The organism is Micromonospora sp. AB353, assembly GCF_049538395.1.
In the GTDB taxonomy this organism is placed as follows: domain Bacteria; phylum Actinomycetota; class Actinomycetes; order Mycobacteriales; family Micromonosporaceae; genus Micromonospora; species Micromonospora aurantiaca.
In genome coordinates, this window is sequence record NZ_JBMVFV010000035.1 from 16,955 (window position 1) to 42,715 (window position 25,761).

A 25,761-nucleotide genomic window follows, 5' to 3' on the forward strand; every position below is an offset into this window, starting at 1 on the left:
GCATTACGGGGATTCGGTGACGTGACCGGGGCGGTCGACCGGATACGGCGCTCGGGCGCCGTCGTCGCGGCTCGTGGCGGTGGCTGGGTGTCCGCGCGGCACGACGTCGCCGTCGCGGCGCTGACCCATCCGCTGCTCGAGCCGCCCCACGCCGGAGGACCGTACGCGCCGCAGCGCCCCGTGCCGCTGCCCGCGACCCTGCTGCACGCGGAGCCACCCTCCGGTGTCGACTCGGCGGAGCTCGCCGCCTCCGCCGCGGCGGCGGTGGTGGCCGAGCTGCCCGCCGAGGTGGACCTGGTGCCCGCGCTCGCGGCACGCCTGCCGGCCGCGTTGCTCTCGGACGTGCTCGCGGTGCCCGAAGCGGAACTGCGTCCCCCGGCCGAGGCCACCGGCCCGCTCGCCGACGCGGTGCTCTGCGCGCAGACGCTCGCCGCCACCACCGCGATGCTGGACTCCGCCGCCGAGCTGGACCGGCGGCTGGACGATCCGGGCCGGCTGCTCGTCGCCACCCTCGGGGTGACCCTCTCGTCGACGCTGCTCGGCAACGCCCTGAACCGGGTGCTGGAGCACCCCGCCGAGTGGGACCGGTTCGGCGAATGCCCCGGGCACGCCGCGCACGTCGTCGCCGAGACGCTGCGCCTCGATCCGCCCGTGGACGCGTATCCGCTGGTCGCCGGCGCGGACCTGGAACTCGCCGGACAGACCGTCCGGGCCGGGGAGCAGGTCGTCCTGCTGCTGGCCGGCGCCGGCCGGGATCCGGACCGGTACGAGCGGCCGGAGGAGTTCCGGCCGCACTCCGGGGCTGTCGCCCCCGTGCCGGGAGCCCCGTTCGCGCGTCTGCTGCCGATGGCCCGCGCCGTCGCCGTGGCCGCGCTCACCGCACTGACCGGCCGGTTCGCCCGGGCGGAGCGGACCGGGAACGCGGTGCGCGCCTACCGGGCGCCGGTGACCCGGCGGCTGCTGAGCCTGCCCGCCCGCCTGGTCAGCCGGGAGGAGGTCGCGTGAGGGTCCTGTTCACCACGCTGGCCCACCGCACGCACTTCTACCCCTTGGTGCCGCTGGCCTGGGCGCTCCGTGCCGCCGGGCACGAGGTCCGGATCGCCAGCGAGCCCGCTCTGACCGACGACATCACCCGTACCGGCCTGACCGCCGTACCGATCGAGGCGCCGGAGTGGAGCGTCACCGACCCGTGCGACCTCGCCCTGCTCCGCGAGTTCCACGAGGAGGGCTTCGTCTTCGTCCGCGACTTCGACTTCGCCGGCGCCGACCCGGCCCGGTGGACGTGGCCGAACCTGCTCGCCCTCCAGCACGTCATGGTGCCGTCGCACGACGCGGTGATGAACAACGACGGGATGCTGGACCAGCTCACCGCCTTCGCCCGGCACTGGCGTCCGGACCTGGTCGTCTGGGAGACGTACACGATCGGCGGAGGCGTCGTGGCCCGGGCGGCCGGCGCCGCGCACGCCCGCTTCGTCGCCGGGCCCGACGTGACCATGCGGGTACGCCGCGAGTTCCGCCGGCTGCGCGACGAGCAGCACCCGGCACACCGGGAGGATCCGGCCGCGGAGTGGCTGGCGTGGAGCCTGGATCGGCTCGGCGCCGACGGCGACTTCACCGAGGACCTGCTGACCGGCCAGTGGACGATCGACTCCACCGCGCCGAGCGTCCGGCTGCACCCGGGACACCGCACCGTCGGCGTCCGGTACGTGGCGCACAACGGACCCGCGGTCGTGCCCGGCTGGCTGCGTGAGCCGCCCGCCCGGCCCCGGGTCTGCCTCACCTTCGGCGTCTCCGAGTGGGTCGCCGACTTCCTCCGCGGCGAGGTGCTCACCGATCTGCTGGCCGCGCTCGCCGACCTGGACGTCGAGGTGGTGGCCACGGTCACCGACGCGCAGCGCGCCACCGTGACCGACGTGCCCGCCAACGCCCGCCTGATCGACTTCGTGCCGCTCAACGACCTGCTCCCGACCTGCGCCGTGGTGGTGCACCACGGTGGGATCGGCACCAAGGCCAACGCCGAGCTGCACGGCATCCCGCAGGTCATCCTCGGCTTCGGCATGGACACCGAGGTGATGGGCGCCGGGCTGGAACGGCTCGGCACCGGGCTGACCATGCCGATGGCCGAACTGACCGGGGCGGCGCTGCGCGAGCGCGTGGCGCGGCTGCTGACCGAGCCGTCGTTCCGGACGGCCGCCGGTCGGCTGCGCGACGAGATGCTCACCCAGCCCGCGCCGAACGACCTCGTTCCCGTGCTGGAACGGCTCACCGAGGAGAACCGGGGGCGGTACCGATGAGAGTCCTGTTCACCACGTTCGCCGCCAAGGCGCACCTCTACACGCAGGTTCCGCTGGCCTGGGCGCTGCACACCGCCGGCCACGAGGTGTGCGTCGCCAGCCAGCCGGACCTCACCGCCGACATCGTCGGGGCGGGTCTCACCGCGGCGCCGGTGGGCGAGGTGTTCGATCTGGAGGGCGGGATGCGCGAGCTCGACGGCATCCTCGGTGACGTGATGTCCGGCCGGATGACGCCCGCCGACGTCGGGCTGGACATGTCGGAGGACCGGCCGGAGCGGCTCACGCGGGAGTACGTGCTGCACGTCTTCAGCGCGATGACCGCCGTGACGTTCCAGGAGCACGCGCAGCGGGCGATGCTCGACGACCTGGTCTCGTTCGGCCGGCACTGGCGGCCGGACCTGGTGCTCTGGGATCCGCTGACGTTCGCCGGCCCGGTCGTGGCCCGGGCCTGCGGCGCCGCGCACGCCCGGATCCTGTTCGGCCCCGACCTGGTCGGCCGGATGCGGGCCACCTTCAACCGGCTCAGCGAGCAGCAGCCGCCCGAGCTGCGCGACGACCCGCTGGGCGAGTGGCTGGGCTGGACCCTCAGCCGGTACGGCGCCGGCGGCTTCACCGAGGACATGGTGCTCGGCCACTGGACAGTCGATCCGCTGCCGGCCTCGCTGCGCCTGGACGTCGACGCCCACTACGTGCCGATGCGTTACGTGCCCTACAACGGTCCGGCGGTGATCCCGGAATGGCTGCGGGAACCGCCGAAACGGCCCCGGATCTGCCTGACGCTCGGCGCCTCGTTCCGGGAGACCGCCCTCGGCGATCAGACGTCGCCGGTGGAGCTGCTGACCGCGCTCGCCGGACTGGACGCCGAGGTGGTGGCGACGCTCGACGAGCACCAGCTCGATCCGGAGACGCCGCTGCCCCCGAACGTCCGGGTGGTCGACTTCGTGCCGTTGAACGCCCTGCTGCCCAGTTGCGCGGCGGTGGTGCACCACAGCGGATCCGGCACCTACGCGACCGCGCTGGCGCACGGCGTGCCGCAGCTCATCGTGCCGAACCTGATGTGGGACAGCATGGCCAAGGCACGCGCCGTCGAGGCGGCCGGCGCCGGCCTCTACCTCCGCGACCCGGGCCGGGTCACGGCAGGAGACCTGCGTGACCACGTCGAACGCCTGCTCAGCGAGCCGTCGTTCGCCGCCGGCGCGGCCCGGCTGCGTACCGAGATGCGCGGCATGCCCACCCCGAACGCCCTCGTCGGGGCCCTGGAGAACCTGACCGAGGAACACCGCGGGAGCCGATGATGCGTGTCCTGTTCACCACGTTCGCCGCCAAGACCCACATGTTCGCCCAGGTGCCGCTGGCGTGGGCGCTGCACAACGCCGGCCACGAGGTCTACCTGGCCAGCCAGCCGGACCTCTGCGACCTGATCACCACCACCGGGCTGACCGCCGTGCCGGTGGGCGCCCCGCTTCACCTCGAGGAACAGATCGAGGTGGTCAACGACAACGTCGGCGACGACGCCAACCGCACGCAGGACGAGGCCGAGGTGGGGCTCGACATGAGCGAGGAGGATCCGGCCGAGCTGACCTGGGACCATACGCTCAAGGTCTTCACCGCCATGACCTCGATGGTGTTCCAGAACGAGTGCCCGGAGTCGATGATGGACGATCTGGTCGCGCTGGCCCGCGACTGGCAGCCGGACCTGGTGGTGTGGGACACCATGACCTTCGCCGGCGCGGTGGCGGCCCGGGCGAGCGGCGCCGCGCACGCCCGGCTGCTGTACGGCCTGGACATCGTCGGCAACATGCGGGCCGCGTTCACCGGTCACCTGGCCCGGCGGCCGCCGGCGCTGCGCGACGATCCGATGGCCGAGTGGCTGGGCTTCAGCCTGGAGCGCTACGGCTGCGACGGCTTCGCCGAGGACATGGTCGTCGGGGACTTCACCATCGACCAGTTCCCGCCGTCGCTGCGATTTCCGCTCGGCCTGCACACCGTTCCGGTGCGGTACGTGCCGTACAACGGCCGCGCGGTGGCGCCGGACTGGCTGCACGAGCGGAGCCGGCCGAAGCGGGTCTGCGTCACGCTGGGTCTGTCGCACCGCGACGAGCGCGGCGGCGACCGGGCCGCCATCGGCGATCTGCTGGCCGCGCTCGCCGATCTCGACGTCGAGGTGGTCGCCACGCTGAACGCCGCGCAGACCCGCGCGCTGTCCGCGGTGCCGGACAACGTGCGGATCGTCGACTTCGTGCCGCTGGACGTGCTGCTGCCGACCTGCGACGCGGTCGTGCACCACGGCGGCTCCGGCACGCTGACCACGGCGATGCGTCACGGCGTGCCGCAGCTCATCGTCCCGCACATGGTCTGGGACTCGATCAACACGGCGCGCCGCCTGGAGGCCCGCGGCGCGGGGCTGTACGTCCGGGACATCGACCGGCTCTCCGGCGGTGAACTGCCGGCCGCCCTGAGCCGCCTGCTCGGCGAGCCGTCCTTCGCTGCCGAGGCGGACCGGCTGCGCCGGGAGATCGCCGGCACGCCGAGCCCCAACCACATCGTGCCCGTGCTGGAGGAACTCGCCGGCGAGTACCGGAGGTCGTCCCGATGAGAGTCCTGTTCACCACGTTCGCCGCCAAGGTGCACATGTACTCCCAGGTGCCACTGGCCTGGGCGCTGCACACCGCCGGCCACGAGGTCCGGATCGCCAGCCAGCCCGACCTCGCCGACGACATCACCCACACCGGCCTCACCGCGGTGCCGGTGGGGCCGGCGCTCAACCTCGAGGAGGGGATGCGGCAGACCGAGGAGGGCCTCGCCGCGGAGGAGCCGCCGGAGGCCGAGGACGACGGCGGCGGCCTGGACCTCACCGAGACCCGCGCCGAGCTGCTCACCCCGGACTACCTGCTCGGCACGTTCACGGCGATGACCGCCGTGGTGTTCCAGAACCAGTGCCCCGACCCGATGGTCGACGACCTGGTGCGGTTCGCCCGGGACTGGCGGCCCGACCTCGTGGTCTGGGACACCATGACGTTCGCCGGGCCGGTGGCCGCCCGTGCCGTCGGGGCGGCGCACTGCCGGCTGCTGTTCGGCCTGGATCACGTCGCACGGATGCGGGAGCTGTTCACCGAGCACCTCGGCCGGCTGCCGCGGGAGCGGCGCGACGACCCGCTGGGGGAGTGGCTGGACCGCCTGCTCGACCGGTACGGGATCACCGGCGGCTTCGCCGAGGAGATGGTGCTGGGTCAGTGGACCGTCGACCCGACCCCGGCCTGGATGCGGTTCCCGTCCCGGCGGCCGTACGTGCCGATGCGCTACGTCCCCTACAACGGGCCGTCCCGGGTTCCGGAGTGGCTGCGGGAACGGCCCAAGCGTCGCCGGGTGTGCCTGTCGCTGGGACTGTCGCACCGCGAGGTGCAGGGTGGGGACGAGGTGTCCATCCGCGACCTGCTGGAGGCGCTCGCCGATCTGGACGTGGAGGTGGTCGCGACGCTCGACACCCGGCAGCTGGCGTCGATGCCCACGCTGCCGGCGAACGTGCGGGCGGTCGACTTCGTACCGCTCAACGCGCTGTTGCCGACCTGCTCCGCGCTGATCAGTCACGGGGGCTCGGGCACCATGTCGACCGCGCTGGCACGCGGGGTACCCCAGCTGGTCGTCCCCTCCAAGATCTGGGACTCGGCGGACAAGGCGCACCGGCTCGCCGAGCAGGGGGCCGGCATCTGCCTCACCGAGGTCACCGCGAGCGCGGTCCGGGAGAGCGTGGTCGCGCTGCTGGAGCAGCCGTCGTACGCCGAGAACGCCGCCCGGCTGCGCCGCGAGGCGGTCGCCACGCCCAGCCCGGTCGAGGTGGTGCCGCTGCTCGAACGGCTCACCGCCGAGCACCGGCGCCACCGTCCGGCCGTCAGGCCCTCTTGACGCCGACGAACAGCCCCCGTCCGGCGGCCGGAACTCGGCGGCGCAGCCGGCGTCCTCGATGGCGCCCAGGTACTCGTCGAGCGTGAACAACGCGAGCCGGTCGACCTCGGTGAACTGGGTGATGCCGGCCGCCGAGGCGACGACGTAGCGGACCTCCAGCCGGGTCACGCCGGACTCGTTCGTGGACCGGGAGACCCGCGCGATCGTCCGGTCACCGTCACGCACCACCTCGCCGGAGACGTAGCCGTCGATGAACTTCTCGGGGAACCACCAGGGCTCGATCACCAGCACGCCGCCGGGCACCAGGTGCGCGGCCATGCAGCGGACCGTCGCGCGCATCCCCGCCAGCGTGCCGGCGTACGAGATCGCGGTGAACATGCAGGTCACCGCATCGAACCGGGCGGGCAGCCGGAAGTCGCGCATGTCGCCGGCGTGCAGCGGCACCCCGGGCAGCCGGCGCTCGGCGACCGCCCGCATCGCCTCGGCGTACTCCAGGCCCTCGGTCCGGCCGAACAGCTTCGCGAAACCGGCCAGATGGGCCCCGGTGCCGCAGGCGACGTCGAGCAGCGAGTCCGCCGCCGGGAACCGGTCCCGGATCAGCTCGGCGATGAACAGTGCCTCCGCGTTCCAGTCCTTGCCGCGGCTGCGATAGACGGCCTCGTACACGTCGGCCAGCTCGGCTCCGTACATGCTGGGCCTCCCTTCCCCGACCCGATCCTGGCCACCCGTGCTCGAGCGGGCCTGGACGATCCGTCGAAGCACCCGGGTGAGGCTGGAGGCCCGACCGGACGAAGGAGAACGACGTGACGACCGCAGCCGGCATCGACGCCACCCTCTACGCCGAGGTGCAGAGCTTCTACGCCCACCACATGCAGTTGCTGGACGCGGGTGACGCGGCCGGGTGGGCGGAGACGTTCACCGAGGACGGGACGTTCCTGCCCCCGTCGCTGCCCGAGCCGGTCCGTGGCCGGGCGGCACTGACCGCCGGGGTCCGGCGCTCCGCGGCGGAACTCGCCGGCAAGGGTGAGGTGCACCGGCACTGTGTGCTGATGCCGGCGGTGACGGTCCGGAGCGACGGCGCCCTCACGGTCCGCAGCTACACCCAGATCATCGCGACGCGGCGGGACGAGCAGCCGCGCCTGCACCTGATGTGCGTCTGCGAGGACGTGCTGGTCAGGGAGAACGGCGTGCTGAAGGTCCGGGAACGGCGGGTCACCCGGGACGACCGTCCGTAGAGCCTGCCTTGAGTCGGCGACCTTACGTTCAGGCCATGACGACATCACAAGCGGTGATCATCACCGGAGGTGGCAGCGGGATTGGCCGGGCGGTCGCGCGGACCTTCGCCGACCGGGGTGCCCGGGTCCTCGTGGTGGGCCGGTCGCCGGAGCCGCTGGCGGAGACGGCGACGGGGTATCCGAACATCACCACTCTCGTGGCCGACATCACCGGTCCGGACGCCGGGAAGATCGTGGTGGACCGGGCCCTGCTCGAGTTCGGGGCGGTGGACGTCCTGATCAACAACGCGGCGGTGGGCGTCTTCGGCGCGCTGTCCGACCTCGATCCGGAGGCGGTCCGGGTCCAGTTCGAGACGAACGTGCTGGCGCCCATCCTGCTGACCCAGTGCGCCCTCACCGCCCTGACCGAGTCCGGTGGGACGATCGTGAACGTCGGTTCGGCGATGGCTCTCGGGCTGCGCGCGGCACCGCAGAACGCGGTGTACGCCGCGACCAAGGCGGCGCTGGACTCGCTCACCCGCTCCTGGGCGGTGGAGCTGGCGTCGCGGGCCATCCGGGTGGTGGGCATCGCTCCGGGCGTGGTGAACACCGGCGTCGGTGTACGCGCCGGCATGTCCGCGGCCGAGTACGAGGGCTTCCTGCAGCACATCGCGGTCCGGGTGCCGGTGGGCCGGGTGGGCCGGCCGGAGGAGGTCGCGGACTGGATCCACCGGCTCGCCCAGCCGGACGCCGCGTACCTCAACGGCACGGTGCTCACCGTGGACGGCGCCCTCTCGGTCACCTGATCCGCGACGCCGCGTCGCGTATCCGGGCGGGCGGCCCCGGCCCGGGGCCGCCCGCCCGGTCAGCGTGCCCGGGCGAACCGTGCCTCGGCGTACTCCTTCGCGCGCTGCAGCGTCGCACGGCTGTTGCCGCCGAGCGCCTGCCGTACCCGCTGCCGGGCCTGCGCCATCGTGGCGTCCGCGCCGAGCAGCTCCGGCACCGCCTCGGGACGGATCACCACGGTGTGGGTGGAGGTGACCATGAGTGTCCCGCCCGCCTCGCGCAGCGACCACCGGCCGGTGTGCAGCGACAGCAGCGGCGGGGTGCGCAACTGCTTGTAGACGATGAGCTCGTCGGGGACACAGACCCGGACCGACGTGGTCCGGTGCGTGTTCCCGTCCGCGGTACGGGTGTCCATGTCGAGCAGTTGCAGGCCGGGCGTCTCCTCCCGGAGGCCGACCCTCGCGACGTGCGGCAGGCGCTGCGGCCACCGGTCCGCCTCGTTGAGGAACCCGTAGACGTCGGCCTGGTCGCCCCGCACCGTCACCGTGTCGTCGAACGAGTACAGATCCTCGGTGTCGTCGCGCTCGGCGGCGGCCCGCAGCGCCGCCAGTTCGGCGTCGCTGTTGCCGTCCACCGCGCGGCGGATCCAGTCCACGGCGTCCGGATCGTCACCGAGGGCGTCGAAGTCGTGCAGCAACCGCACCTCGGTGGAGCCGGCGCCGGCCGGAGTGAAGATCCACTCGCCGCCCATCGCGGCCACCGGCGCCTGCGACACCTCCTGCCGGAACGCGATCCGCAGGCCCTCCCGGTCGACCCGCCGGCGGGACAGCCACGTCTTGGGCTGCCCGTTCGCGGTGGCCCAGATGCGGATCCGCTCGCCGTCGGCCAGGCGCTCGACCTGCTCGGCGTGCACGGTGGGCGGGAAGACGTGCGGCCAGCGCCGGACGTCGGCGACCAGGTCGAAGACGGCGTGCGGCGGCGCGGCCACGGTGATCCGGTGCTCCATGTGATGTGCCATCGGTCCCCCTTCAGAAGTTGCCCAGGCCGCCGCAGACGTTTATCGCCTGCGCGGTCACCGGCGCCGCAGCCGGCGACACGAGGTAACCCACCAGGCCGGCCACCTCGGCCGGGGTGCTGTACCGGCCGAGCGGGATCTTCGCCTCGAAGCGCTCCCGGACCGCGTCCGTCGTGGTCTCCCAGAAGTCGGCGTATCCCTGGCGGATCCGTTCGGCCATCGGGGTCTCCACGTACCCGGGGCACACCGCGTTCACGGTGATCCCGGTCTTGGCCAGTTCCAGCCCGAGCGCCTTGGTGAAGCCGACCACGCCGTGCTTGGACGCGCTGTACGGTGCGCCGTACACCACGCCCTGCTTGCCGGCCGTCGACGCCACGTTGATCACCCGGCCGCTGCCGCGCGCCAGCATGCCGCCCTCGGTCAGCACCTCCCGGGTCATCCGGAAGACGCTCGTGAGGTTCGTCGCCAGCACGTCCGCCCAGAGTTGGTCGGTGATGCGCGCGGTGACCCCGCCACCGCTGCGTCCGGCGTTGTTGACCAGCACGTCCACCGGCCCGAACCGGTCGACCGCGGCGGCCACGAACGCCCGGACCTGGTCCGGCTCGGTCACGTCCGCGGCCTGTCCGTCGACCTCCAGGGACTCCTCCCGCAGCCGCTTGACCGTCAGCGACACCCGTGCGGCGTCCCGGGCGCAGACGAACACGCGCATGCCCTGCCGCGCGAGCAGCTCCGTGATCGCCAGCCCGATGCCGCTGGTGGCGCCCGTGACCAGGGCGATCCGATCGTCGTTTCCCGTCACTTCGCGAACCCCTCTCCTCGCTGTGGGGATTCCGACGGTGTCAGTGGCGGCTCGAGACGTGCTCGACAGCCGGCGGGTCAGCCGTTTGTTGAGTGGGTTGCGAGATCGGTCCGACAGCCTCAGAGCAGATTCGACCGTGATGGTCAAGCGTTTGCGCGAGGAGATTGACATGGACGGTCCGGTGGTTTTCGTCAACAGGTTCACCGTGCACGGCACACCGGAGGAGTTCGAGAAGACCTTCGCCGAGACCAGCGCGTACTTCGGCGAGCAGCCCGGTTTTCTCGGCCACACGCTGCTGCGTCACACCGAGGACCCCGGCAGCTACGTCAACGTCGCGCACTGGCGGGACGCAGTGTCGTTCCGGCGGGCCGTGTCCCGGCCGGAGTTCACGCCGCACCAGGCCGCGTTGCGCGCGCTGAGCACCGGCGAGCCGAACCTGTACACGTGCCGCCAGAGCCGCACGGTGACGCCGTGACCCGGCGTGTCGTGGTCACCGGCATGGGCGTGGTGGCACCCGGGTCGACCGGCGTCAAGGCGTTCCGCGAGCAACTGCTCGCCGGGCGCACCGCGACCCGCGCCATCTCGCTGTTCGACGCCGCCGGCTACCGGTCCCGGATCGCCGCCGAGTGCGACTTCGACCCGCGCCAGGAGGGCCTGAGCCAGGCGGACGCACACCGGCTGGACCGGGCGGCGCAGTTCGCCGTGGTGGCCACCCGTGAGGCGCTGGCCGACAGCGGACTGGAGATCACCGAGAGCAACGCCCACCGCGTCGGGGTCAGCATGGGCAGCGCGGTCGGCTGTACCGAGAAGCTCGAACAGCAGTACGTGGCGATGAGCGACGCCGGCCGCAGGTGGCTGGTGGACCACCGCCGTGCCAGCCCGTACCTCTACGACTACTTCGTGCCCAGCTCGCTCGCAGCCGAGACGTGCCGCGTCGCCGGGGCGGAGGGCCCGGCCACGACCGTCTCGGCCGGGTGCACCTCGGGCCTGGACGCCATCGGGTACGCCTGCGAGCTGATTCGGGAGGGCACCGTCGACGCGATGGTCACCGGCGGCACCGAGGCGCCCATCACTCCCATCACCGTCGCCTGTTTCGACGCGATCCGGGCCACCTCCCCGCGCAACGACGACCCGGAGCACGCCTCCCGTCCGTTCGACCGCACCCGCAACGGTTTCGTGCTGGGGGAGGGCGCGGCGACGCTCGTGGTCGAGGAGATGGAGTCGGCGATGCGCCGGCGGGCGCACATCTACGCCGAGATCACGGGTTTCGCCTCGCGCAGCAACGCCTACCACATGACGGGGCTGCGGCCGGACGGCCGGGAACTCGCGGCGGCCGTCACCGCCGCCCTCGACGAGGGGCGCACCGCACCCCGGGAGGTCGACTACGTCAGCGCGCACGGCACGGCGACGCGGCAGAACGACATCCACGAGACCGCGGCGTTCAAGCACAGTCTGGGCCCCCACGCGTACGCCACGCCGATCAGCTCGATCAAGTCGATGATCGGGCACTCGCTCGGCGCGATCGGGTCGATCGAGGTGGTGGCGAGCGCGCTGGCGATCGAGCACGGGTTCGTGCCCCCGACGGCGAACCTGCACGACCCCGACCCGGAGCTGGACCTGGACTACGTCCCGCTGGTGGCCCGGCAGCAGCCGGTCCGCACGGTGCTGACGGTGGGCAGCGGGTTCGGCGGGTTCCAGAGCGCGATGGTGCTGCGCCGGGTGCCGGGCGGGGCCGCATGACAGCCGTGGTGGTGACCGGCGTCGGCGTGCTGTCGCCGCACGGCCTCGGACGGGACGCGCACTGGCGGTCGGCGCTGGCCGGGGACAACGGCATCGACGAGATCACCCGGTTCGAGGCGGACGGCTATCCCGGCCGGCTGGCCGGGGAGGTTCCCGGGTTCGACCCCGTCGCGCACGTGCCCGGACGGCTGCTGCCGCAGACCGACGTCATGACCCGGTACAGTCTCGCCGCGGCCCGGTGGGCGCTCGACGACGCCGGCCTGGACACCACGGCGCTGTCCCCGCTCGACCTCGGCGTGGTGACGGCCGGCTCGGCCGGCGGCTTCGAGTTCGGCCAGCGGGAGCTGGAGAAGCTGTGGGGACGGGGACGCCGGTTCGTCAGCACCTACATGTCGTTCGCCTGGTTCTACGCGGTCAACACCGGCCAGCTGGCGATCCGGCACGACATGCGCGGACCGGTCGGTGTGTTCGTCACCGACGACGCGGGCGGGCTCGACGCGATCGCGCACGCCCGTCGCAAGATCCGCAAGGGCAGCCGCGCGGTGCTGACCGGCGCGGTGGACTCGTCGCTGTGCCCGTACGGGCTGGCCGCACACCTGGCGTCCGGCCGCCTCGCCACCGGGAACCGGCCGGACCGGGCCTACCTGCCGTTCGACCGGGCGGCCGGCGGCTATGTACCCGGCGAGGGCGGCGCGCTGCTGGTGCTGGAGTCCGCGACGGACGCGGCCGGTCGCGGCGCGCCCCGGTACGGCGAGATCGCCGGCTACGGCGCCTCGTTCGACCCCGCCCCCGGCACCGGCCGCCCGTCCAACCTGCGCCGCGCGATGGACACGGCACTGGCCGACGCGGGGGTCCGGCCGGACGAGGTGGCGATGGTGATGGCCGACGGCGCCGGTACGCCGGACGAGGACGCCGCCGAGGCCCGGGCGATCGAGGAGGTCTTCGGCCCGCGCGGGGTGCCGGTCACCGCGCCCAAGGCCCGGACCGGCCGGCTCGCCGCCGGAGCCGCGCCGCTGGACGTGGTCACGGCCCTCATCGCGCTGCGGGAGGGGCAGGTGCCCCCGACCGCGCCGGCGATCGACGTTCCGGACCACTACGCGCTGGACCTGGTGACCGGCGCGCCCCGGCCGGTGCGGGGGCGGGCGGCCCTCGTGCTGGCGCGCGGCGCCGGCGGCTTCAACAGCGCCATGGTGGTCCGGCGCTAACGACAGGGAGAGAGAGGCAGGGACATGGCTGAGTTGACGGTGCCGGAGCTGATGCGGGTGATGCGGGAGTGCGCCGGTGAGGACGAGTCGGTGACCTTCGCCGACGATGTCGGCGGCGCGGACTTCGCGGACCTGGGATACGACTCGCTCGCCGTACTCGAGGTGACCAGCCGCCTGTCGCACGACTACGGGGTGACGCTGCCGGAGGAGGGGGTGGCCGGGCTGCGGACCCCGGACGAGATGGTGCGCTTCGTCAACGCGCGCCTGGCGTCCGGATGAGTCCCGGGACCGCCTTCCTGCTCCCCGGCCAGGGAGCACAGCACGAACGGATGGCCGCCGGTCTCTATCCGGCCGAGCCGGTCTTCGCCGCGGCGATGGACGAGGTGCTCGAACTCTTCGCCGAGCCGTGCCTGCGCCACGACTGGCTCACCGCCGTGCCGCGTACGCCGATCGACGACGTCGCCCGGGCCCAGCCGCTGCTGTTCGCGGTCGACTACGCCCTGGCTCGGCTGGTGCTGAGCTGGGGCGTGCGGCCCGGCGCGTTGCTCGGGCACAGTCTGGGCGAACTGGTGGGAGCCGTGCTCGCCGGCGTCTTCCGCCTACCGGACGCGGTGCGGCTGGTGCGGGACCGGGTACGGCGGGCCCGGGACGCCCCGGCCGGGGGCATGCTGGCGGTGGCCGCCGCGCCCGAGCGGGTACACCCGTTCCTCATCGGTGACGTGGTGGTCGGCGCGTACAACGCGCCGCGCCAGGTGGTGCTGGCCGGCCCGCAGCCGGCTCTCGGCGAGGTGGCGGCGGCACTGCGCGCCGCCGGTCTGAGGTGTCACCCGGTGCCGTCGCGGACGCCGTTCCACTCGCCGGCGCTGGCCGCCGCGAACGCCGGCGCCGAGGAGATGGTCGCCGGGCTGCCGGTGGCGCCGCCCCGTGTGCCGCTCTACTCCGGATACACGGGCGAGCCGCTCGGCACGACGGCCACCGATCCCGCCTACTGGGCGGGCCACCCGGTGGAGCCGGTCCGGTTCTGGCCGGCGCTGGACCGTCTGCTGGGCGACGGCGCGCGGGTCGTGGTGGAGACCGGCCCGGGGCAGACGCTCGCGCAGATCGCCCGTCGCCATCCGGCGGTCCGGGCCGGTCGCGCCCGGGTGGTGTCGCTGCTGCCGGCCCGCCCCGCGGGCGCGGAGGCGGACCGGCGTGCCGTGGCGGCGGCCCGGACGGCGCTGGGTCAGCGTTCCGCGATCACGTAGCGGACCGGGACGTCCATCCGGACCGGGCCGTCGCCGTCGCGCAGCGCGTCCAGCGCGGGGATCAGCCGGTCGCGCAGGGCGGCGGCCTCGGCCGGCGGAAGATGCTGCCAGAGCAGCCGCATGCCCTGGGTGTGCGACCAGTCGACCCACGCGGCGCCGCTCTCCGCGACCAGGCGTACCGGCTCGTCGACCACCTCGGTGGTGCGGAAACCGGCGGCGTGCATCGTGGAGCGGAGGTCCTCCGGATCCTGCAGCCAGCTGTTGAACCGGCGGCGCAGCGCGTCCGGCTGCCACTGCTCCGGCAGCCGGCGCAACAATTCCCGGTCGATGAGCGGAGTGAACATCGGCGGCAGGAAAGGAAATGTGTCGGTGGTGAAGACCGGGCTCGTGAATGCCATTTTCCCGCCGCGGGGCAGCAGTCGGGAATAGCGTGCCATGGCCTGCGGCGCGTCCGGGATGAAAATGACGCTGTAGCTGCCCAGGACCAGGTCGAAGGAGGCATCCGGGAAATCCGGGTGCTCGCCGTCCATCTCGCGTACCTCGACGTGCCGCAGCCCGGCCCGGGCGGCCTCGGCGCGGGTGTGCCCGACCATCGCCGGCGCGATGTCGATGCCGACCACCCGGCCCTGGGCGCCGACCCGCTCGGCGGCCGGGAACAGGCTCGCGCCGCGGCCGCATCCGACGTCGAGAACGCGCTGGCCAGGTCGGGGATCCGCGCGTTCGACGAGCCGCGCGCCCATCGGTGTGAAGAACTCGACGCCGAGCCGGTCGTAGCTCGCCGCCGCCCGGTCGAACGCGGCGGCGACTGTCGTCTTGTATGCGGTGTCGTCCACTGATCCTCCTGGTTGTGCAGCCCTGTCCCCGCGCAGCCAACCGCGCCGGTCTGGAGGCTCACTAAAGGGCCGTTCGAGCGGCGCTGCAATTTGGCTATGGAATTGCCCGAGCCGCCCGGAAGCGCCTTGCCGCTGCGCTCCGGACGCTCGATAATTTGATTACTCAATTCATCGGCGGCCCGTTGGGAGTAACTGTGAGCGCACAGATCGAAGTCGTCAAGCGAATGGTGAACGCGTACAACACCGGAAAGACCGACGACGCGGCGGAATTCATCCACCCCGAGTACCTCAACCCGGGCGCCATGGAGCACTTCAACGACCTGCTCGGCCCGGAGGCGTTCGTGCTGGCCGTCAAGTGGCTGAAGATGACCTTCTCCGAGGAGGCGTACCTGGAGGAGATCGGCTACGAGGAGAACCGCAACTGGGTCCGCGCCCGCCTGGTGTTGTACGGGCGGCAGATCGGCGACCTGGTCAGCATGCCGGCGACCGGCCGCAGGTTCTCCGGCGAGCAGATCCACCTGATCCGGATCGTCGACGGCAAGATCCGGGACCACCGGGACTGGCCGGACTACATCGGCACCTACCGGCAGCTCGCCGAGCCGTGGCCGGCCGGCGACGGATGGCGCCCGTGACCGGCGGCCCGCGTCCTTCCCCCACCGAGATCCGGAGGAGCTGGGCTCATGCCCGACGTTGACACGGCCGTGCCCGCGGCCACCGCCCGGCCGTCCATGAACGAGCTGGACACGTTGCTGCGGCTGGGCGGCCTGCACACCCCGATGGCGGTCCGGGTGGCCGCCACGCTTCGGCTCGTCGACCACATCGCCGCCGGGGCACGCACCCCGGCGGCGCTCGCCCGGGCGGCCGGCGCCGATCCCAACGCGTTGCTGCGGATCATCCGGCACCTCGTCGCGGTGGGCGTGTTCACCGAGGCGCCGGACGGCACTATCGAACCGACCGCCGTCGGCCGCCTGCTGGCCGAGGACCACCCGGCCCAGCAGCGGGCCTGGTTCGACCTCACCAACGCCGTCTCCCGGGCCGACCTGGCGTTCTTCCGCCTGCTCGACGCGGTCCGCACCGGCCGGCCCAGCTACGAGACGGTGTACGGCCGGTCGTTCTACGACGACCTGACCGCCCAGCCGGAGCTGGCCGAGTCGTTCGACGAGCTGATGGCCTGTGACCAGGACGTCGTCTACGACGAGCCGGCCGCCGCGTACGACTGGAGCGGCGTGAAGCACGTGATGGACGTGGGCGGCGGAGTCGGCGGCTTCCTCGCCGCGATCGCCCGGACCGCGCCGCACGTCACCGGCACCCTCGTCGAACTGCCGCTGCCGGCGGCCCGGGCCCGGGCGAACTTCGAGGCGGCCGGTCTCGCCGGCCGGCTGGACGCGGTGGCCGGTGACTTCTTCCAGCCGCTACCCACCGGCGCGGACGTGATCGCGCTGTCCTTCGTGCTGCTCAACTGGTCCGACGAGGACGCCCGCCGGATCCTGCTGCGGTGCACCGAGGCGCTCGAGCCGGGCGGCCGGATCCTCGTGCTGGAGCGGGACGACCTGCCCGAGGACGCCTCCAACGAGCAGTTCACCCTGCTCGACCTGCGGATGCTGGTGTTTCTCGGCGGCCGTCTGCGTACCCGGGACGAGTGGTCCACCTTCGCCGCCTCGGCCGGGCTGGTGGTCGAGTCGGCGCGCAAGGTGGCGTCCCCGTCCGTCCCGTTCGACCTGTCCCTGCTCACTCTCGCCCCCGATGGAGCAACCTGATGACAGAACGAGTGGCAACCGCCGGTGACGTGCGGATCTGGAGCCAGGACTTCGGTGACCCCGCCGACCCGGCCCTTCTGCTGATCATGGGCGGCAACCTGTCCGCGTACGGCTGGCCGGACGAGTTCGTCGAGACGCTGGCGGCCGGCGGCCTGCACGTCATCCGGTACGACCACCGCGACACCGGGCGGTCGACGCGGCGCGACTACGGCGAGCACCCGTACACCTATGACGACCTGGCCGCGGACGCGGTCGCCGTGCTCGACGCCTGGGACGTCGAGGCGGCGCACGTCCTCGGCCTGTCCATGGGCGCTTCGCTGGCCCAGGTGATGGCGCTGAACCACCCGGACCGGGTGCGCAGCCTCACGCTGATGCTGGGCGGCGCCCTCGACGTCGACTTCGACGCCGGGATCGAGGCCGCGTTCCGGGGCGAGTCGACAGTCGACGGCCTGCCCGTGCCCACCCAGCGCTTCCTCGACATGCTCGCCCACGTGCAGCAGCCCGCCACCGATCGGGAGAGCATGCTGGCCAAACAGGTCGGCAAGTGGCGGCTGCTCAACGGCGACGGCGTGCCGTTCGACGAGGCCGAGTACCGCACCTGGGAGGAGCGTGCCATGGAGCACGCCGGGACGTGGGAGGAGCCGATCGCCCACTACCTGGTCGGCCTGCCGCCCCGCAGCCGCGGCGCCGAGCTGCGCGGTCTCGACGTGCCGACCCTGGTGATCCAGGCGCCGAACGACCCGGCCGCGCCTCCGCCGCACGGGCGGCACCTGGCCGACCTGATCCCGCGCGCCCGGCTCGTGGAGATCAAGGGCATGGGGCACGCGCTGCCGAGCGCCGTGCACCGGCCGCTGGCCGACGCCGTCCTGGCGCACCTGCGGCCCGAGGTGGCCCGGCCGGAGGCGCCCACCGCGCAGGTCAGCGCCGGCGACCTGGGCCGGCACCTGCTCACCATCCGGGGCTTCCAGTTCATCTACGGCACCCGGGGCGACCCGTACGCCCTGCTGCTGCGCGCCGAGGCGCAGGATCCGGTGTCCGTCGACGCCCGGTTGCGGGAGCAGGGCGCACTGCACCGCAGCGAGGCCGGCGCGCTGGTCACGGGGCAGCACGAGACGGCCCGGCGGATCCTCGCCGACGCGCGGTTGCAGCCGCGGCACCGCGGCGGCCCGGCCGCGCAGGAACACCTGTTCCAGGACGTCTGGGACAACCCGAAGCTGTGCCACGTCCTGCCGCTGGACGACGCGTTCCTCAACGCCGGCCGTGCCGACTACGACCGCTGGGGACGGCTGTTCGCGCCGGTGCTCGGCGCGCCGGGCGTGGAGGAGCACCGCAAGGCGGCGGCGGATCTGGTCGCCGGCCGCCGGGCCGGCCTGCCGGCCGAGTTCGACCTGGTCGACGACGTGGTCCGGCCGGCGGTCACGGACCTGGTGGCGGACCTGCTGGCCGTGCCGGCGCAACAGCGGGAGCGGTTCGCGGCGCTCGTGCGCGACGCCGGTGTCGCGCTCGACGCCGGTCTGTGCCCGCCGCGGTACCCGGACGCGCGCGCCGTGCTCGCCGCGGTCCGCGAGCTGCGTGACCTGCTCGCCGGGCCGGACACGTTCGGCCCGCTGCGGCCGGACGCGCCGGACGCGGACGTGTTCGCCGTGGCGGTGCTCCTGGCGGTGGCCGGCGTCGAGGTGGCGACCACCCTCACCGCGAACACGGTGGAGGCGTTGCTCGACCACCCCGAGCAGTGGCAGCGGGTCTGCGCCGAGCCGGAGCTGGCCGCCGCGGCGGTCGCCGAGACGATGCGCTACTCGCCGCCGATACGGCTGGAGAACCGCATCGCGGAGGAGGAGGTCGAGTACGCCGGGACCGCCGTACCGGCGGACGGCCAGGTGGTGGTGGCCATCGGCGCGGCCAACCGGGATCCGGGCGTCTTCACCGAGCCGGACCGGTTCGACCTGTCCCGCGAGCCCGGCCCGGTCCTCGATCCGGCCGAGGGGGGCTACGCGGGTCTGGTGCTGCCGCTGGCCCGGGTACAGGCGGAGGCCGCGGTGCGGTCGCTCGCCGAGTCCGGAATCGGGATCACGTACCGGGAACGGGTGGTGCGCAGGCTGCGCTCGCCAGTGGTTCGCGGTGTGCTCCGGTTCCCGGTGACCGGGTCCTGAGGCGGCGGCGATGCGGATTCTCCTGACGTCCTTCGCGATGGACGCGCACTTCAACGGCGCCGTGCCACTGGCCTGGGCGCTGCGCGCGGCCGGGCACGAGGTACGGGTGGCCAGCCAGCCGGCGCTCACCGAGAGCATCGTGCGGGCCGGGCTGACCGCCGTGCCGGTCGGTGACGACCACAAGATGGAGCAGGTGGCCCGGCACGTCGGCGCCGGGATGTACGCCCACCACTCGGCTCCGGACTTCCTGGAGCACCGGCCGGAACACCTCGACGCCGAGTTCATGATCGCCTCGAACTCGCTGCTGACCGCCACGTACTACGCCCAGATCAACAACGACTCGATGGTCGACGAGCTGGTCGCGTACGCCCGGCACTGGCAGCCGGACCTGGTGATCTGGGAGCTGTTCACCTTCGCCGGCGCGGTCGCCGCCCGGGCCAGCGGCGCGGCCAGCGCCCGCATCCTGTCCTTCCCGGACACGTTCTACGGCGTCCGCGCGGCGATGCTCGGCCGCCTGGCCGAGCTGCCGGAGGAGCAGCGGGACGACTCGCTGGCCGAGTGGCTGTCGCTGGTGCTCGACCGGCACGGCTGCCGGTTCGACGAGGAGATCGTCACCGGGCACTGGACGATCGACCAGATGCCGCCGGGCGTACGCCTGGAGCTGGGCCTGCCCACCGTGCCGATGCGTTACGTCGCGTACAACGGTCCCACGCCGGCCGTGGTTCCGGACTGGCTGCGCGCCGACCCGGAGCGGCCGCGTGTCTGCTTCACCCTCGGCGAGACGATCCGGCAGACGTCGTTCCCGAACGCCGTCCGGGTGGCCGACCTGTTCGCGGCCATCGAGGATCTGGACATCGAGGCGGTGGCGCTGCTCAGCGAGGAGGAACTCGCGGACGTGCCGGCGGTACCGGCGAACACCCGGGTGGTCGACCGGGTGCCGCTGCACGCGTTGCTGCCCAGCTGTGCGGCGATCGTGCACCACGGCGGCGCCGGCACCTGGGCGACCGCCGCGGCGTACGGGGTGCCGCAGGTCGCGATGGGCTGGATGTGGGACGCGATCTACCGGGCCCAGCGGCTGGAGGCGTTCGGCGCCGGCCGGTTCCTGCCGTCGTTCGAGTTGAGCCCGGCCCGGCTGCGCGCGGATCTCGTGCGGATCCTGGACGAGCCGTCGTTCGCCGAGAGCGCTGGCGCGCTGAGCCGGACCATGGCGGAGACGCCGAGCCCGGTCGAGGTCGTGCCGGAGCTGGAGCGCCTCACCACCAGGCACCGGACACGATAGGCGCCCGGCACGTGTGAGCCCCGACCCGGCCGGGTCGGGGCTCACGTGTCGCGGGGGTCAGCGGGACAGCAGCCGGTCCAGCACGCCGCCGAGCGTGGCCGGGTCGTACGGCGCCGAGGTGCGCCAGGCCAGGATGCCGTCCGGGCGGACCAGCGCCGCGCCGGCGGCACCGATGCCGTAGCGGTCGCGCATCTCGCCCTCGGGGTCGAGCAGATCAGCGCCGACCACGTGCACGGTCACCGGCTCGCCGGTGCCCCGCCACGCCTCGTCCCCGGCGATCAGCACCCACCCGTCACCGAACAGTTCGAGGCTCGAGGCCCGCGCGCCGGACCGGGTGATCCACACGTGGGGCGCGCGGAAGCCGGCCCGCCCGCTCGGCCGCAGTGGATCCTCGACCCGCGCGCCGTCGTCGTCCGGCTCGGGGAGCACCGCGCCGGACAGGCAGCGGAATCCGAGGATCACCTCGTTGTAGCCGACCCCGGCCGGGGCGGTGCCGGCCAGGTGGGGCGCCATGCGCTGGACGTAGACGGCGTACGACTCGTCGACGACCAGGTGCGCCACGGCCCGGCGCTCCGCCTCGTACGAGTCGAGCAGCCCGTCGCCGGCCGTGCCGTCGAGCACCGCCGCGAGCTTCCACGCGATGTCGTACCCGTCGCCGACGGCGGTGTTGCCACCGAGGCCGCCGGTCGGGGGAGTCACCTTCGCGGCGTCCCCGGCCAGGAACACCCGGCCCTCGCGCCACCGCTCCGCCACCAGGGCGGCCATGCCCCAGCGCTGGACGTCGAGCAGCGCCGGCTCCAGCCCCGGCCGGTCCACGGCCGTCCGGATCAGCTCGACGCAGCGCTGCGGCGTGAAGTCGTCGGGCGACTCGCCGCGGTCGGGCGCGTACTCGACGAAGAACGTGTGCCGGTTCGGCTTGTCGGTCGGCCCGAAGTTGCCGGTGAACGCGGGGTTCTGGATGTAGTACCAGCCGGTCGAGCCGGGCGGCAGCACGTCGGACAGGTCCGCCTCGAAGATCATCCCGACGAAGTGGGACAGTGTGCCGTACCCGGTGCGCGGGATGCCCAGCCGCTCCCGTACCGCGCTCTCCGGCCCGTCCGCGGCGACCAGATAGCGGGCGCGGACCCGGTCGGTGGCGCCGTCGGCCCGGCGCAGCACCGCCTCCACCCCCTGGCCGTCCTGGTGGAAGTCGACCATCTCGGTGCCGTACTCCACGACGGCGCCGAACTTGCGGGCCGCCTCCAGCAGGATCGGCTCGACCGCGTCCTGCGAGGCGAAGCCCCAGCCCTCGGCGGTGCACGGTGCGGTCGCGGCGACCATGTCGGCGACGCTCTCGGCGAACGAGTGCAACACCGGGCCGCCCACGGTCTCGACGATGCGGATGGTGAAGTCGCCGGTGGCGCCCCGGATGTCGCCGGCCCTCGCGACCTCGTCGGCCACGCCCCCCATCCGGAGCAGCTCCATGGTGCGCGGGTTCTGACCCGCCGCCTTCGGGTGCAGGGACGTGCCCGGGTGCCGCTCCACCAGACGCACCCGGACACCGCGCCGGGCCAGGAACGTCGTCGCCGAGAGGCCGGCCAGGCCGGCGCCCACGACGAGTACGTCGGTCGTCTCGTCCGTCACGATGGTCCTCCCTCGTCCGCTCCGCCGGGGTCGCGGTCGCGGGTGGCGACGAACAGGCCTCGGCCGGAGTTCAGCCCTTCGATGTACGTGGTGTCCGGGTAGCCGGCCTCGGCGAACGCGGCGAGGTACCGCTCCCGGCTGAACAGCCGGATCAGGTGGTTCTCCACGAAGTGCCGGGCGCCCTCCGGGCCGGCGACGACGTAGTGCACGTCCATCCGCGAGGCGTCGCCCTCCAGGCACGAGTGCGACACCCGGGCGATGGTCCGGCCGTCGACCTCGATCAGCGAGCCGGACACGTACCCGTCCAGGTAGGTCTCGGGGAACCACCAGGGGTCGACGGCCAGCGTGCCGCCCGGCACCAGGTGCCGCCGGAACACCCGCAGCGTGGCGGTCAGCTCCTCGGCCGATCGCAGATAGCCGATCGAGCCGAACATGATGGTGATGGCGTCGAACCGGCGGCCCAGGTCGAAGTCCCGCATGTCACCGACGTGGATGGTCGCCCCCGGGACCGCCTTCTCGGCCCGCCGCGCGAACGGCTCGGAGATCTCCAGGCCCTCCACGTGACCGAAGAGCGTGGCGAACGCCCGCAGGTGGGATCCGGTACCGCAGGCGACATCCAGCAGCGAGTCCGCCCCCGGCGTGCGCGCGCGGATCCGCTCGGCGACGTCAGTGGCCTCGGCCAGGTAGTCCTTCCCCCGGCCCTGGTGGATGAGCTCGAAGACCTCGGCGAGGTCGGCTCCGTACATCTGTCCTCCTAGCGGAACGCGTCCGCGTGGTCGACGGCCCAGTCGGCGAAGCTGCGGGCCGGATGGCCGGTGACCCGTTCGATCGCGTCGGTGACCGGGTCGGGATGCCGCTCGGCGATGGCGAAGTAGCCGAGGATCATGTCGACCGAGTCGGCGGGGAGGTACTGGAGCATCTCGGCCCGTTTCGCCTCCGGGGTCATCTCCTCGAAGCGGACCTCCCGGCCGATCGCGTCCGCGATCGCCCGGACCTGCGCCACCTGGGTCACCGCCTCGGGGCCGGTGAGCGTGTAGCCCTTGCCGTCGTGGGCGTCGCTGAGCAGCGCCGCCGTCGCCACCTCGGCGATGTCGGCCTCGTGCACCAGCGCCTGCGCCGCCTGCGGGTACGCGGCCCGCACCACGCTCTCGGCGCGGATCGAGTGCGACCAGAACAGCGTGTTGCCGGCGAACGCGACAGGTCGCAGGAAGGTCCAGGCCAGGCCGGAGCGCTCCACTGCGCTCTCCACCTTCTCGTGGTCGTCGATGCTGTCCCCGGCCACCTCGTAGCGGGTGTTGACCGCGTCGGAGGAGAGCACCACGACGCGCTCGACGCCGGCCTGTACGGCCAGGTCCACGCACTGCTCGGCGGTGTCCGGCACCGGAAACAGATACAGCCGGGTCACCCCGGCGAGCGCCGGCTCCAGCGTCTCGGGGCGCAGCAGGTCGCCGCGTACCACCTCCGCCTTCTCGGGCAGGCCGGCGGTCTCCGGGGTGCGGGTCAGCGCCCGCACCCGTTCGCCCCGGTCCAGCAGTTCGCCGACGACGTGTCGGCCGACGCTTCCGGTCGCTCCGGTCACCAGGATCGTCACTTCTCCTCCTCCGGCTGGGGGTACATCCACACCGACGGGTCGAGGTCGCGTGGGATCCAGGCCGGCGACCCCTGCTCTGCGTTGAGGCGCTTCTCGATGAAGGCGATGTTGTGGTAGACGTGCAGCGCACCGACCCAGCGATCCAGTTCGGCCGCCGGGACGTCGAGGCGTTCCTGGTGGTGCAGGGCGTCGACCAGGGTCCGCAGGAAACCGAGCGAGGTGTCCGGGTGCCCGGACTCCGGGTGGCCGCCGTTCCAGCCGGTCCAGTACGACGTCTGCAGATCCTCGATGACGTACAGGCCGCCGGGGCGGACCAGCGGGAACAGGGTGCGGAACGAGCTGATCACGTCGGCGCTGAGGTGGCTGCCGTCGTCGATCACCACGTCCAGCGGCCCGATCCGTGCGGCTAGCCCGGCCAGGAAGACGGGGTCGGCCTGCGAACCGACGTGGGTCCGCAGCCGCGGCTCGTCGATCCGGGACTTGTCGAAGATGTCCAGGCCGTGCACGAGTCCGCGGCGGAAGTAGTGCTTCCACATCCGCAGCGACTCGCCGCCCTGGTCCGGGGCGTCGTACCCGCCCACGCCGATCTCCAGCAGCCGGATCCGGTCCTCCCGGTACGGCGCGAAGTGGCGCTGGTAGTGCGGCGTGTACCAGTGGTCGCCCCACTTGTCCGAGCCGAACCGCAGGGCCAGGGTGTCCAGGTCGGCGGGTTCCGCCGAGGATGCCTTGACCAGCTGGTGCACCGCCAGGGCGGCGGCGCGGCGGCGCCGGAACACCGCCGCCGGGTCGACCTCCTCCGGCGGCGGGGCGGGCATCAGCTCGATCTCCCGGGTGGCGTGACCACCACCGGGGAGCCCGTACACGGCGTGCAGGAGTTCGGCGAGATCCTGCCGGATCCGCGCGGGCGCGTCCGCCGACCAGCCCGGCTCCACGGTGCTCCCGCCGGGCCCGACGGTGACCAGGTAGCCGAGCTGCTTGCCGGCTGTGCCGAGGTCGATCTGGACCGTCACCGGCTCGGGCGGCCCGTCGAACAGCGTGGCCCGGCCGGCGATCTCGGTGAGCAGCAGAGCGGCGTCGTCCTCGGTCAGCACGGCCCGGCTCTCCTGCTCGCTGCCGGCCGCGAGCGCCAACAGGTGTTCCACGGGCGTCCCTCTTTCGTCGACTGGTCCCGATCGTGTGCGTCGCGGCTCGAGAAGCCGTGGAGGACCGGTGGACCGTCGCGCGCGCTTCGAGCCGGACTCGACCGGTGCGCCGCAGGATCGCCGTGGCCCTGGAGCACCGACCGAGGAGGACGCGATGACGATTCTGGTGACCGGCGCGACCGGCAGTGTGGGACGCCGGGCGGTGGCCGGACTGCTGGCGGAGGGGCACAAGGTACGGGCCTCCAGCCGTAACCCGCGGACCGCCGGGCTGCCGGACGGCGCCGAGGTGGTCGCCGGCGACCTGGGCCGGCCGGAGACGCTGCCGGCGCTGTTCGCCGGCGTCGAGCGGATGTACCTCATCTCGATCAACGGCGACGGGGTGCTCGACCGGCCGGAGGAGGTGGTGGCGATCGCGCGTGAGGCAGGCGTGCGGCGGATCGTGGTGCTCTCCTCGTCCGGGCGGCCCTACCACACGGTCGAGGGCGCGGTGCGTGACTCCGGACTGGAGTTCACCTTCGTCCGGCCGGGCGAGTTCGCCACCACCAAGATCGATGTGTGGGGCCCGTCGATCCGGGCGGAGAGTGTGGTGCGCAGCGCGTACCTGGACGTGCCGGCGGTGCCGATCCACGAGGCGGACATCGCCGACGTGGTGGTCCGGGCGCTGGTCGAGGACCGGCACGTCGGTAAGACCTATGAGCTGACGGCACCGGAGCAGGTCACGCAGCGCGCACAGATCGAGGCGATCGGCGCGGCGCTGGGGCGGCCGATCCGCATCGAGGAGCTGAGCCCGGAGCAGGCGCGGGAGAACATGCTGCGCGAGGGGTGGCCGGAGATCATCGCCGATCACATCCTGGGCTATTTCGTGGAATGGGAGAAAGAGCCGCCGGCGGTCAGCGGTGACTACGCCGAGGTCGTCGGAAGGCCAGGTCGCACGTTTGCGCAGTGGGCTCGTGACCATGTGGACGACTTCCGCTGATTCGTGGACGACATGACGTCGCGTCAATGGGGACGCAATTGATTCCCGGTCGGATCGAGCTGTCGACGGCGATGTCAAGGCGAATGTAGCCTCGCCCTTGACCTGCGGTTTCATCAAGGGCTTGACAGCATATTCGGCGACTTGTCAAGCCTGGAATAGCAATATTTTCCATGTGCGTTCTCCTCTGTCCCTGGTGTACGGTGAGCTCGA

The 25,761-nt window shown here is 72.9% G+C and carries 24 protein-coding genes and 1 pseudogene; 17 read left to right on the forward strand and 8 right to left on the reverse strand.

The features are described 5' to 3' along the window. Nucleotides 1-21 precede the first annotated feature (21 nt). Genes ACPCK6_RS16275 through ACPCK6_RS16295 form a run of 5 tightly spaced genes read left to right on the forward strand, consistent with a single transcriptional unit; the run spans nt 22 to nt 6,197 of the window. The gene (locus ACPCK6_RS16275; RefSeq protein WP_396883714.1) at nt 22-1,005 is read left to right on the forward strand and encodes a cytochrome P450; all 984 of its coding nucleotides are present in this window, start codon (nt 22-24) and stop codon (nt 1,003-1,005) included. Further along, complete coding sequence (locus tag ACPCK6_RS16280) at nt 1,002-2,294, forward strand: activator-dependent family glycosyltransferase (protein ID WP_423481524.1); 1,293 nt, start codon at nt 1,002-1,004, stop codon at nt 2,292-2,294. Before ACPCK6_RS16275 ends, ACPCK6_RS16280 begins: the two co-directional genes overlap by 4 nt. Then, on the forward strand, nt 2,291-3,589 hold the full coding sequence (locus tag ACPCK6_RS16285) for an activator-dependent family glycosyltransferase (protein WP_396883716.1): 1,299 nt from the start codon (nt 2,291-2,293) through the stop codon (nt 3,587-3,589). Before ACPCK6_RS16280 ends, ACPCK6_RS16285 begins: the two co-directional genes overlap by 4 nt. Then, nucleotides 3,589-4,890 carry an activator-dependent family glycosyltransferase gene (locus ACPCK6_RS16290; protein WP_396883717.1) on the forward strand — a complete coding sequence of 434 codons (1,302 nt, stop codon included), beginning with the start codon at nt 3,589-3,591 and terminating at the stop codon, nt 4,888-4,890. Before ACPCK6_RS16285 ends, ACPCK6_RS16290 begins: the two co-directional genes overlap by 1 nt. Next, nucleotides 4,887-6,197: an activator-dependent family glycosyltransferase gene (locus ACPCK6_RS16295; protein WP_396883718.1), complete on the forward strand. Its 1,311-nt coding sequence runs from the start codon at nt 4,887-4,889 to the stop codon at nt 6,195-6,197. Before ACPCK6_RS16290 ends, ACPCK6_RS16295 begins: the two co-directional genes overlap by 4 nt. Before the next feature lie 339 nt (nt 6,198-6,536). Here the strand turns inward: ACPCK6_RS16295 and ACPCK6_RS16300 are convergent. After that, a pseudogene (locus ACPCK6_RS16300) lies at nt 6,537-6,887 on the reverse strand (class I SAM-dependent methyltransferase); the annotation flags it as partial. A 113-nt stretch (nt 6,888-7,000) separates the two neighbouring features. Here ACPCK6_RS16300 and ACPCK6_RS16305 point away from each other — a divergent pair. Both ACPCK6_RS16305 and ACPCK6_RS16310 read left to right on the forward strand, forming a co-directional pair. Further along, nucleotides 7,001-7,432, forward strand: coding sequence for a nuclear transport factor 2 family protein (locus ACPCK6_RS16305; protein ID WP_318334522.1), 432 nt, complete (start codon nt 7,001-7,003; stop codon nt 7,430-7,432). A 35-nt stretch (nt 7,433-7,467) separates the two neighbouring features. Further along, the gene (locus tag ACPCK6_RS16310; RefSeq protein ID WP_396883720.1) at nt 7,468-8,217 is read left to right on the forward strand and encodes an SDR family NAD(P)-dependent oxidoreductase; all 750 of its coding nucleotides are present in this window, start codon (nt 7,468-7,470) and stop codon (nt 8,215-8,217) included. A gap of 59 nt (nt 8,218-8,276) precedes the next feature. Here ACPCK6_RS16310 and ACPCK6_RS16315 read toward each other — a convergent pair whose 3' ends face one another. Both ACPCK6_RS16315 and ACPCK6_RS16320 read right to left on the reverse strand, forming a co-directional pair. Next, nucleotides 8,277-9,215 carry an aromatase/cyclase gene (locus ACPCK6_RS16315; RefSeq protein WP_423481525.1) on the reverse strand — a complete coding sequence of 313 codons (939 nt, stop codon included), beginning with the start codon at nt 9,213-9,215 and terminating at the stop codon, nt 8,277-8,279. 10 nt (nt 9,216-9,225) lie between these two features. After that, entirely contained in the window at nt 9,226-10,011 is a 786-nt protein-coding gene (locus tag ACPCK6_RS16320) for an SDR family NAD(P)-dependent oxidoreductase (RefSeq protein WP_423481526.1), read from the reverse strand. A 169-nt stretch (nt 10,012-10,180) separates the two neighbouring features. Here ACPCK6_RS16320 and ACPCK6_RS16325 point away from each other — a divergent pair, with 169 nt between their 5' ends. From ACPCK6_RS16325 to ACPCK6_RS16345, 5 genes are read left to right on the forward strand one after another with little or no spacing between them, the layout of a single operon-like run. Then, nucleotides 10,181-10,486, forward strand: a complete 306-nt coding sequence (locus ACPCK6_RS16325; RefSeq protein ID WP_135240694.1) for an antibiotic biosynthesis monooxygenase family protein — start codon at nt 10,181-10,183, stop codon at nt 10,484-10,486. After that, on the forward strand, nt 10,483-11,751 hold the full coding sequence (locus ACPCK6_RS16330) for a beta-ketoacyl-[acyl-carrier-protein] synthase family protein (RefSeq protein WP_423481527.1): 1,269 nt from the start codon (nt 10,483-10,485) through the stop codon (nt 11,749-11,751). The genes ACPCK6_RS16325 and ACPCK6_RS16330 overlap by 4 nt, the downstream gene beginning before the upstream one ends. Then, on the forward strand, nt 11,748-12,956 hold the full coding sequence (locus ACPCK6_RS16335) for a ketosynthase chain-length factor (protein ID WP_423481528.1): 1,209 nt from the start codon (nt 11,748-11,750) through the stop codon (nt 12,954-12,956). Before ACPCK6_RS16330 ends, ACPCK6_RS16335 begins: the two co-directional genes overlap by 4 nt. A 24-nt stretch (nt 12,957-12,980) precedes the next feature. Next, the gene (locus ACPCK6_RS16340; protein WP_396883724.1) at nt 12,981-13,235 is read left to right on the forward strand and encodes an acyl carrier protein; all 255 of its coding nucleotides are present in this window, start codon (nt 12,981-12,983) and stop codon (nt 13,233-13,235) included. Then, nucleotides 13,232-14,200 carry an acyltransferase domain-containing protein gene (locus ACPCK6_RS16345; RefSeq protein ID WP_423481529.1) on the forward strand — a complete coding sequence of 323 codons (969 nt, stop codon included), beginning with the start codon at nt 13,232-13,234 and terminating at the stop codon, nt 14,198-14,200. Before ACPCK6_RS16340 ends, ACPCK6_RS16345 begins: the two co-directional genes overlap by 4 nt. Here ACPCK6_RS16345 and ACPCK6_RS16350 read toward each other — a convergent pair. Beyond that, on the reverse strand, nt 14,179-15,033 hold the full coding sequence (locus ACPCK6_RS16350) for a class I SAM-dependent methyltransferase (RefSeq protein ID WP_396883726.1): 855 nt from the start codon (nt 15,031-15,033) through the stop codon (nt 14,179-14,181). The genes ACPCK6_RS16345 and ACPCK6_RS16350 overlap by 22 nt on opposite strands. Before the next feature lie 194 nt (nt 15,034-15,227). Between ACPCK6_RS16350 and ACPCK6_RS16355 the strand changes: the two genes are divergently transcribed. The 4 genes from ACPCK6_RS16355 to ACPCK6_RS16370 are packed head-to-tail and all read left to right on the forward strand — an operon-like array spanning nt 15,228 to nt 20,219. Beyond that, a complete protein-coding gene (locus tag ACPCK6_RS16355) occupies nt 15,228-15,665 on the forward strand; it encodes a SnoaL/DnrD family polyketide biosynthesis methyl ester cyclase (protein ID WP_135240688.1) in 438 nt (145 codons plus the stop codon). 48 nt (nt 15,666-15,713) lie between these two features. After that, nucleotides 15,714-16,790: a methyltransferase gene (locus ACPCK6_RS16360; RefSeq protein ID WP_318334516.1), complete on the forward strand. Its 1,077-nt coding sequence runs from the start codon at nt 15,714-15,716 to the stop codon at nt 16,788-16,790. Further along, entirely contained in the window at nt 16,790-18,940 is a 2,151-nt protein-coding gene (locus ACPCK6_RS16365; protein WP_423481530.1) for a P450-derived glycosyltransferase activator, read from the forward strand. The genes ACPCK6_RS16360 and ACPCK6_RS16365 overlap by 1 nt, the downstream gene beginning before the upstream one ends. A gap of 10 nt (nt 18,941-18,950) precedes the next feature. After that, nucleotides 18,951-20,219 carry an activator-dependent family glycosyltransferase gene (locus ACPCK6_RS16370; RefSeq protein ID WP_423481531.1) on the forward strand — a complete coding sequence of 423 codons (1,269 nt, stop codon included), beginning with the start codon at nt 18,951-18,953 and terminating at the stop codon, nt 20,217-20,219. A gap of 57 nt (nt 20,220-20,276) precedes the next feature. On the opposite strand, the gene rdmE is transcribed toward ACPCK6_RS16370, so the two are convergent. From rdmE to ACPCK6_RS16390, 4 genes are read right to left on the reverse strand one after another with little or no spacing between them, the layout of a single operon-like run. Beyond that, the gene (rdmE, locus tag ACPCK6_RS16375; RefSeq protein WP_423481532.1) at nt 20,277-21,842 is read right to left on the reverse strand and encodes an aklavinone 12-hydroxylase RdmE; all 1,566 of its coding nucleotides are present in this window, start codon (nt 21,840-21,842) and stop codon (nt 20,277-20,279) included. Next, on the reverse strand, nt 21,839-22,588 hold the full coding sequence (locus ACPCK6_RS16380; protein ID WP_396883730.1) for a class I SAM-dependent methyltransferase: 750 nt from the start codon (nt 22,586-22,588) through the stop codon (nt 21,839-21,841). Before ACPCK6_RS16380 ends, rdmE begins: the two co-directional genes overlap by 4 nt. A gap of 8 nt (nt 22,589-22,596) precedes the next feature. After that, nucleotides 22,597-23,433 carry an NAD(P)H-binding protein gene (locus ACPCK6_RS16385; protein ID WP_318334512.1) on the reverse strand — a complete coding sequence of 279 codons (837 nt, stop codon included), beginning with the start codon at nt 23,431-23,433 and terminating at the stop codon, nt 22,597-22,599. Next, complete coding sequence (locus tag ACPCK6_RS16390; protein ID WP_423481533.1) at nt 23,430-24,575, reverse strand: class I SAM-dependent methyltransferase; 1,146 nt, start codon at nt 24,573-24,575, stop codon at nt 23,430-23,432. The genes ACPCK6_RS16385 and ACPCK6_RS16390 overlap by 4 nt, the downstream gene beginning before the upstream one ends. A 154-nt stretch (nt 24,576-24,729) precedes the next feature. On the opposite strand from ACPCK6_RS16390, the gene ACPCK6_RS16395 reads away from it, so the two are divergent. After that, complete coding sequence (locus ACPCK6_RS16395) at nt 24,730-25,551, forward strand: NAD(P)H-binding protein (protein ID WP_135240680.1); 822 nt, start codon at nt 24,730-24,732, stop codon at nt 25,549-25,551. The last annotated feature ends 210 nt before the right edge of the window (nt 25,552-25,761 follow it).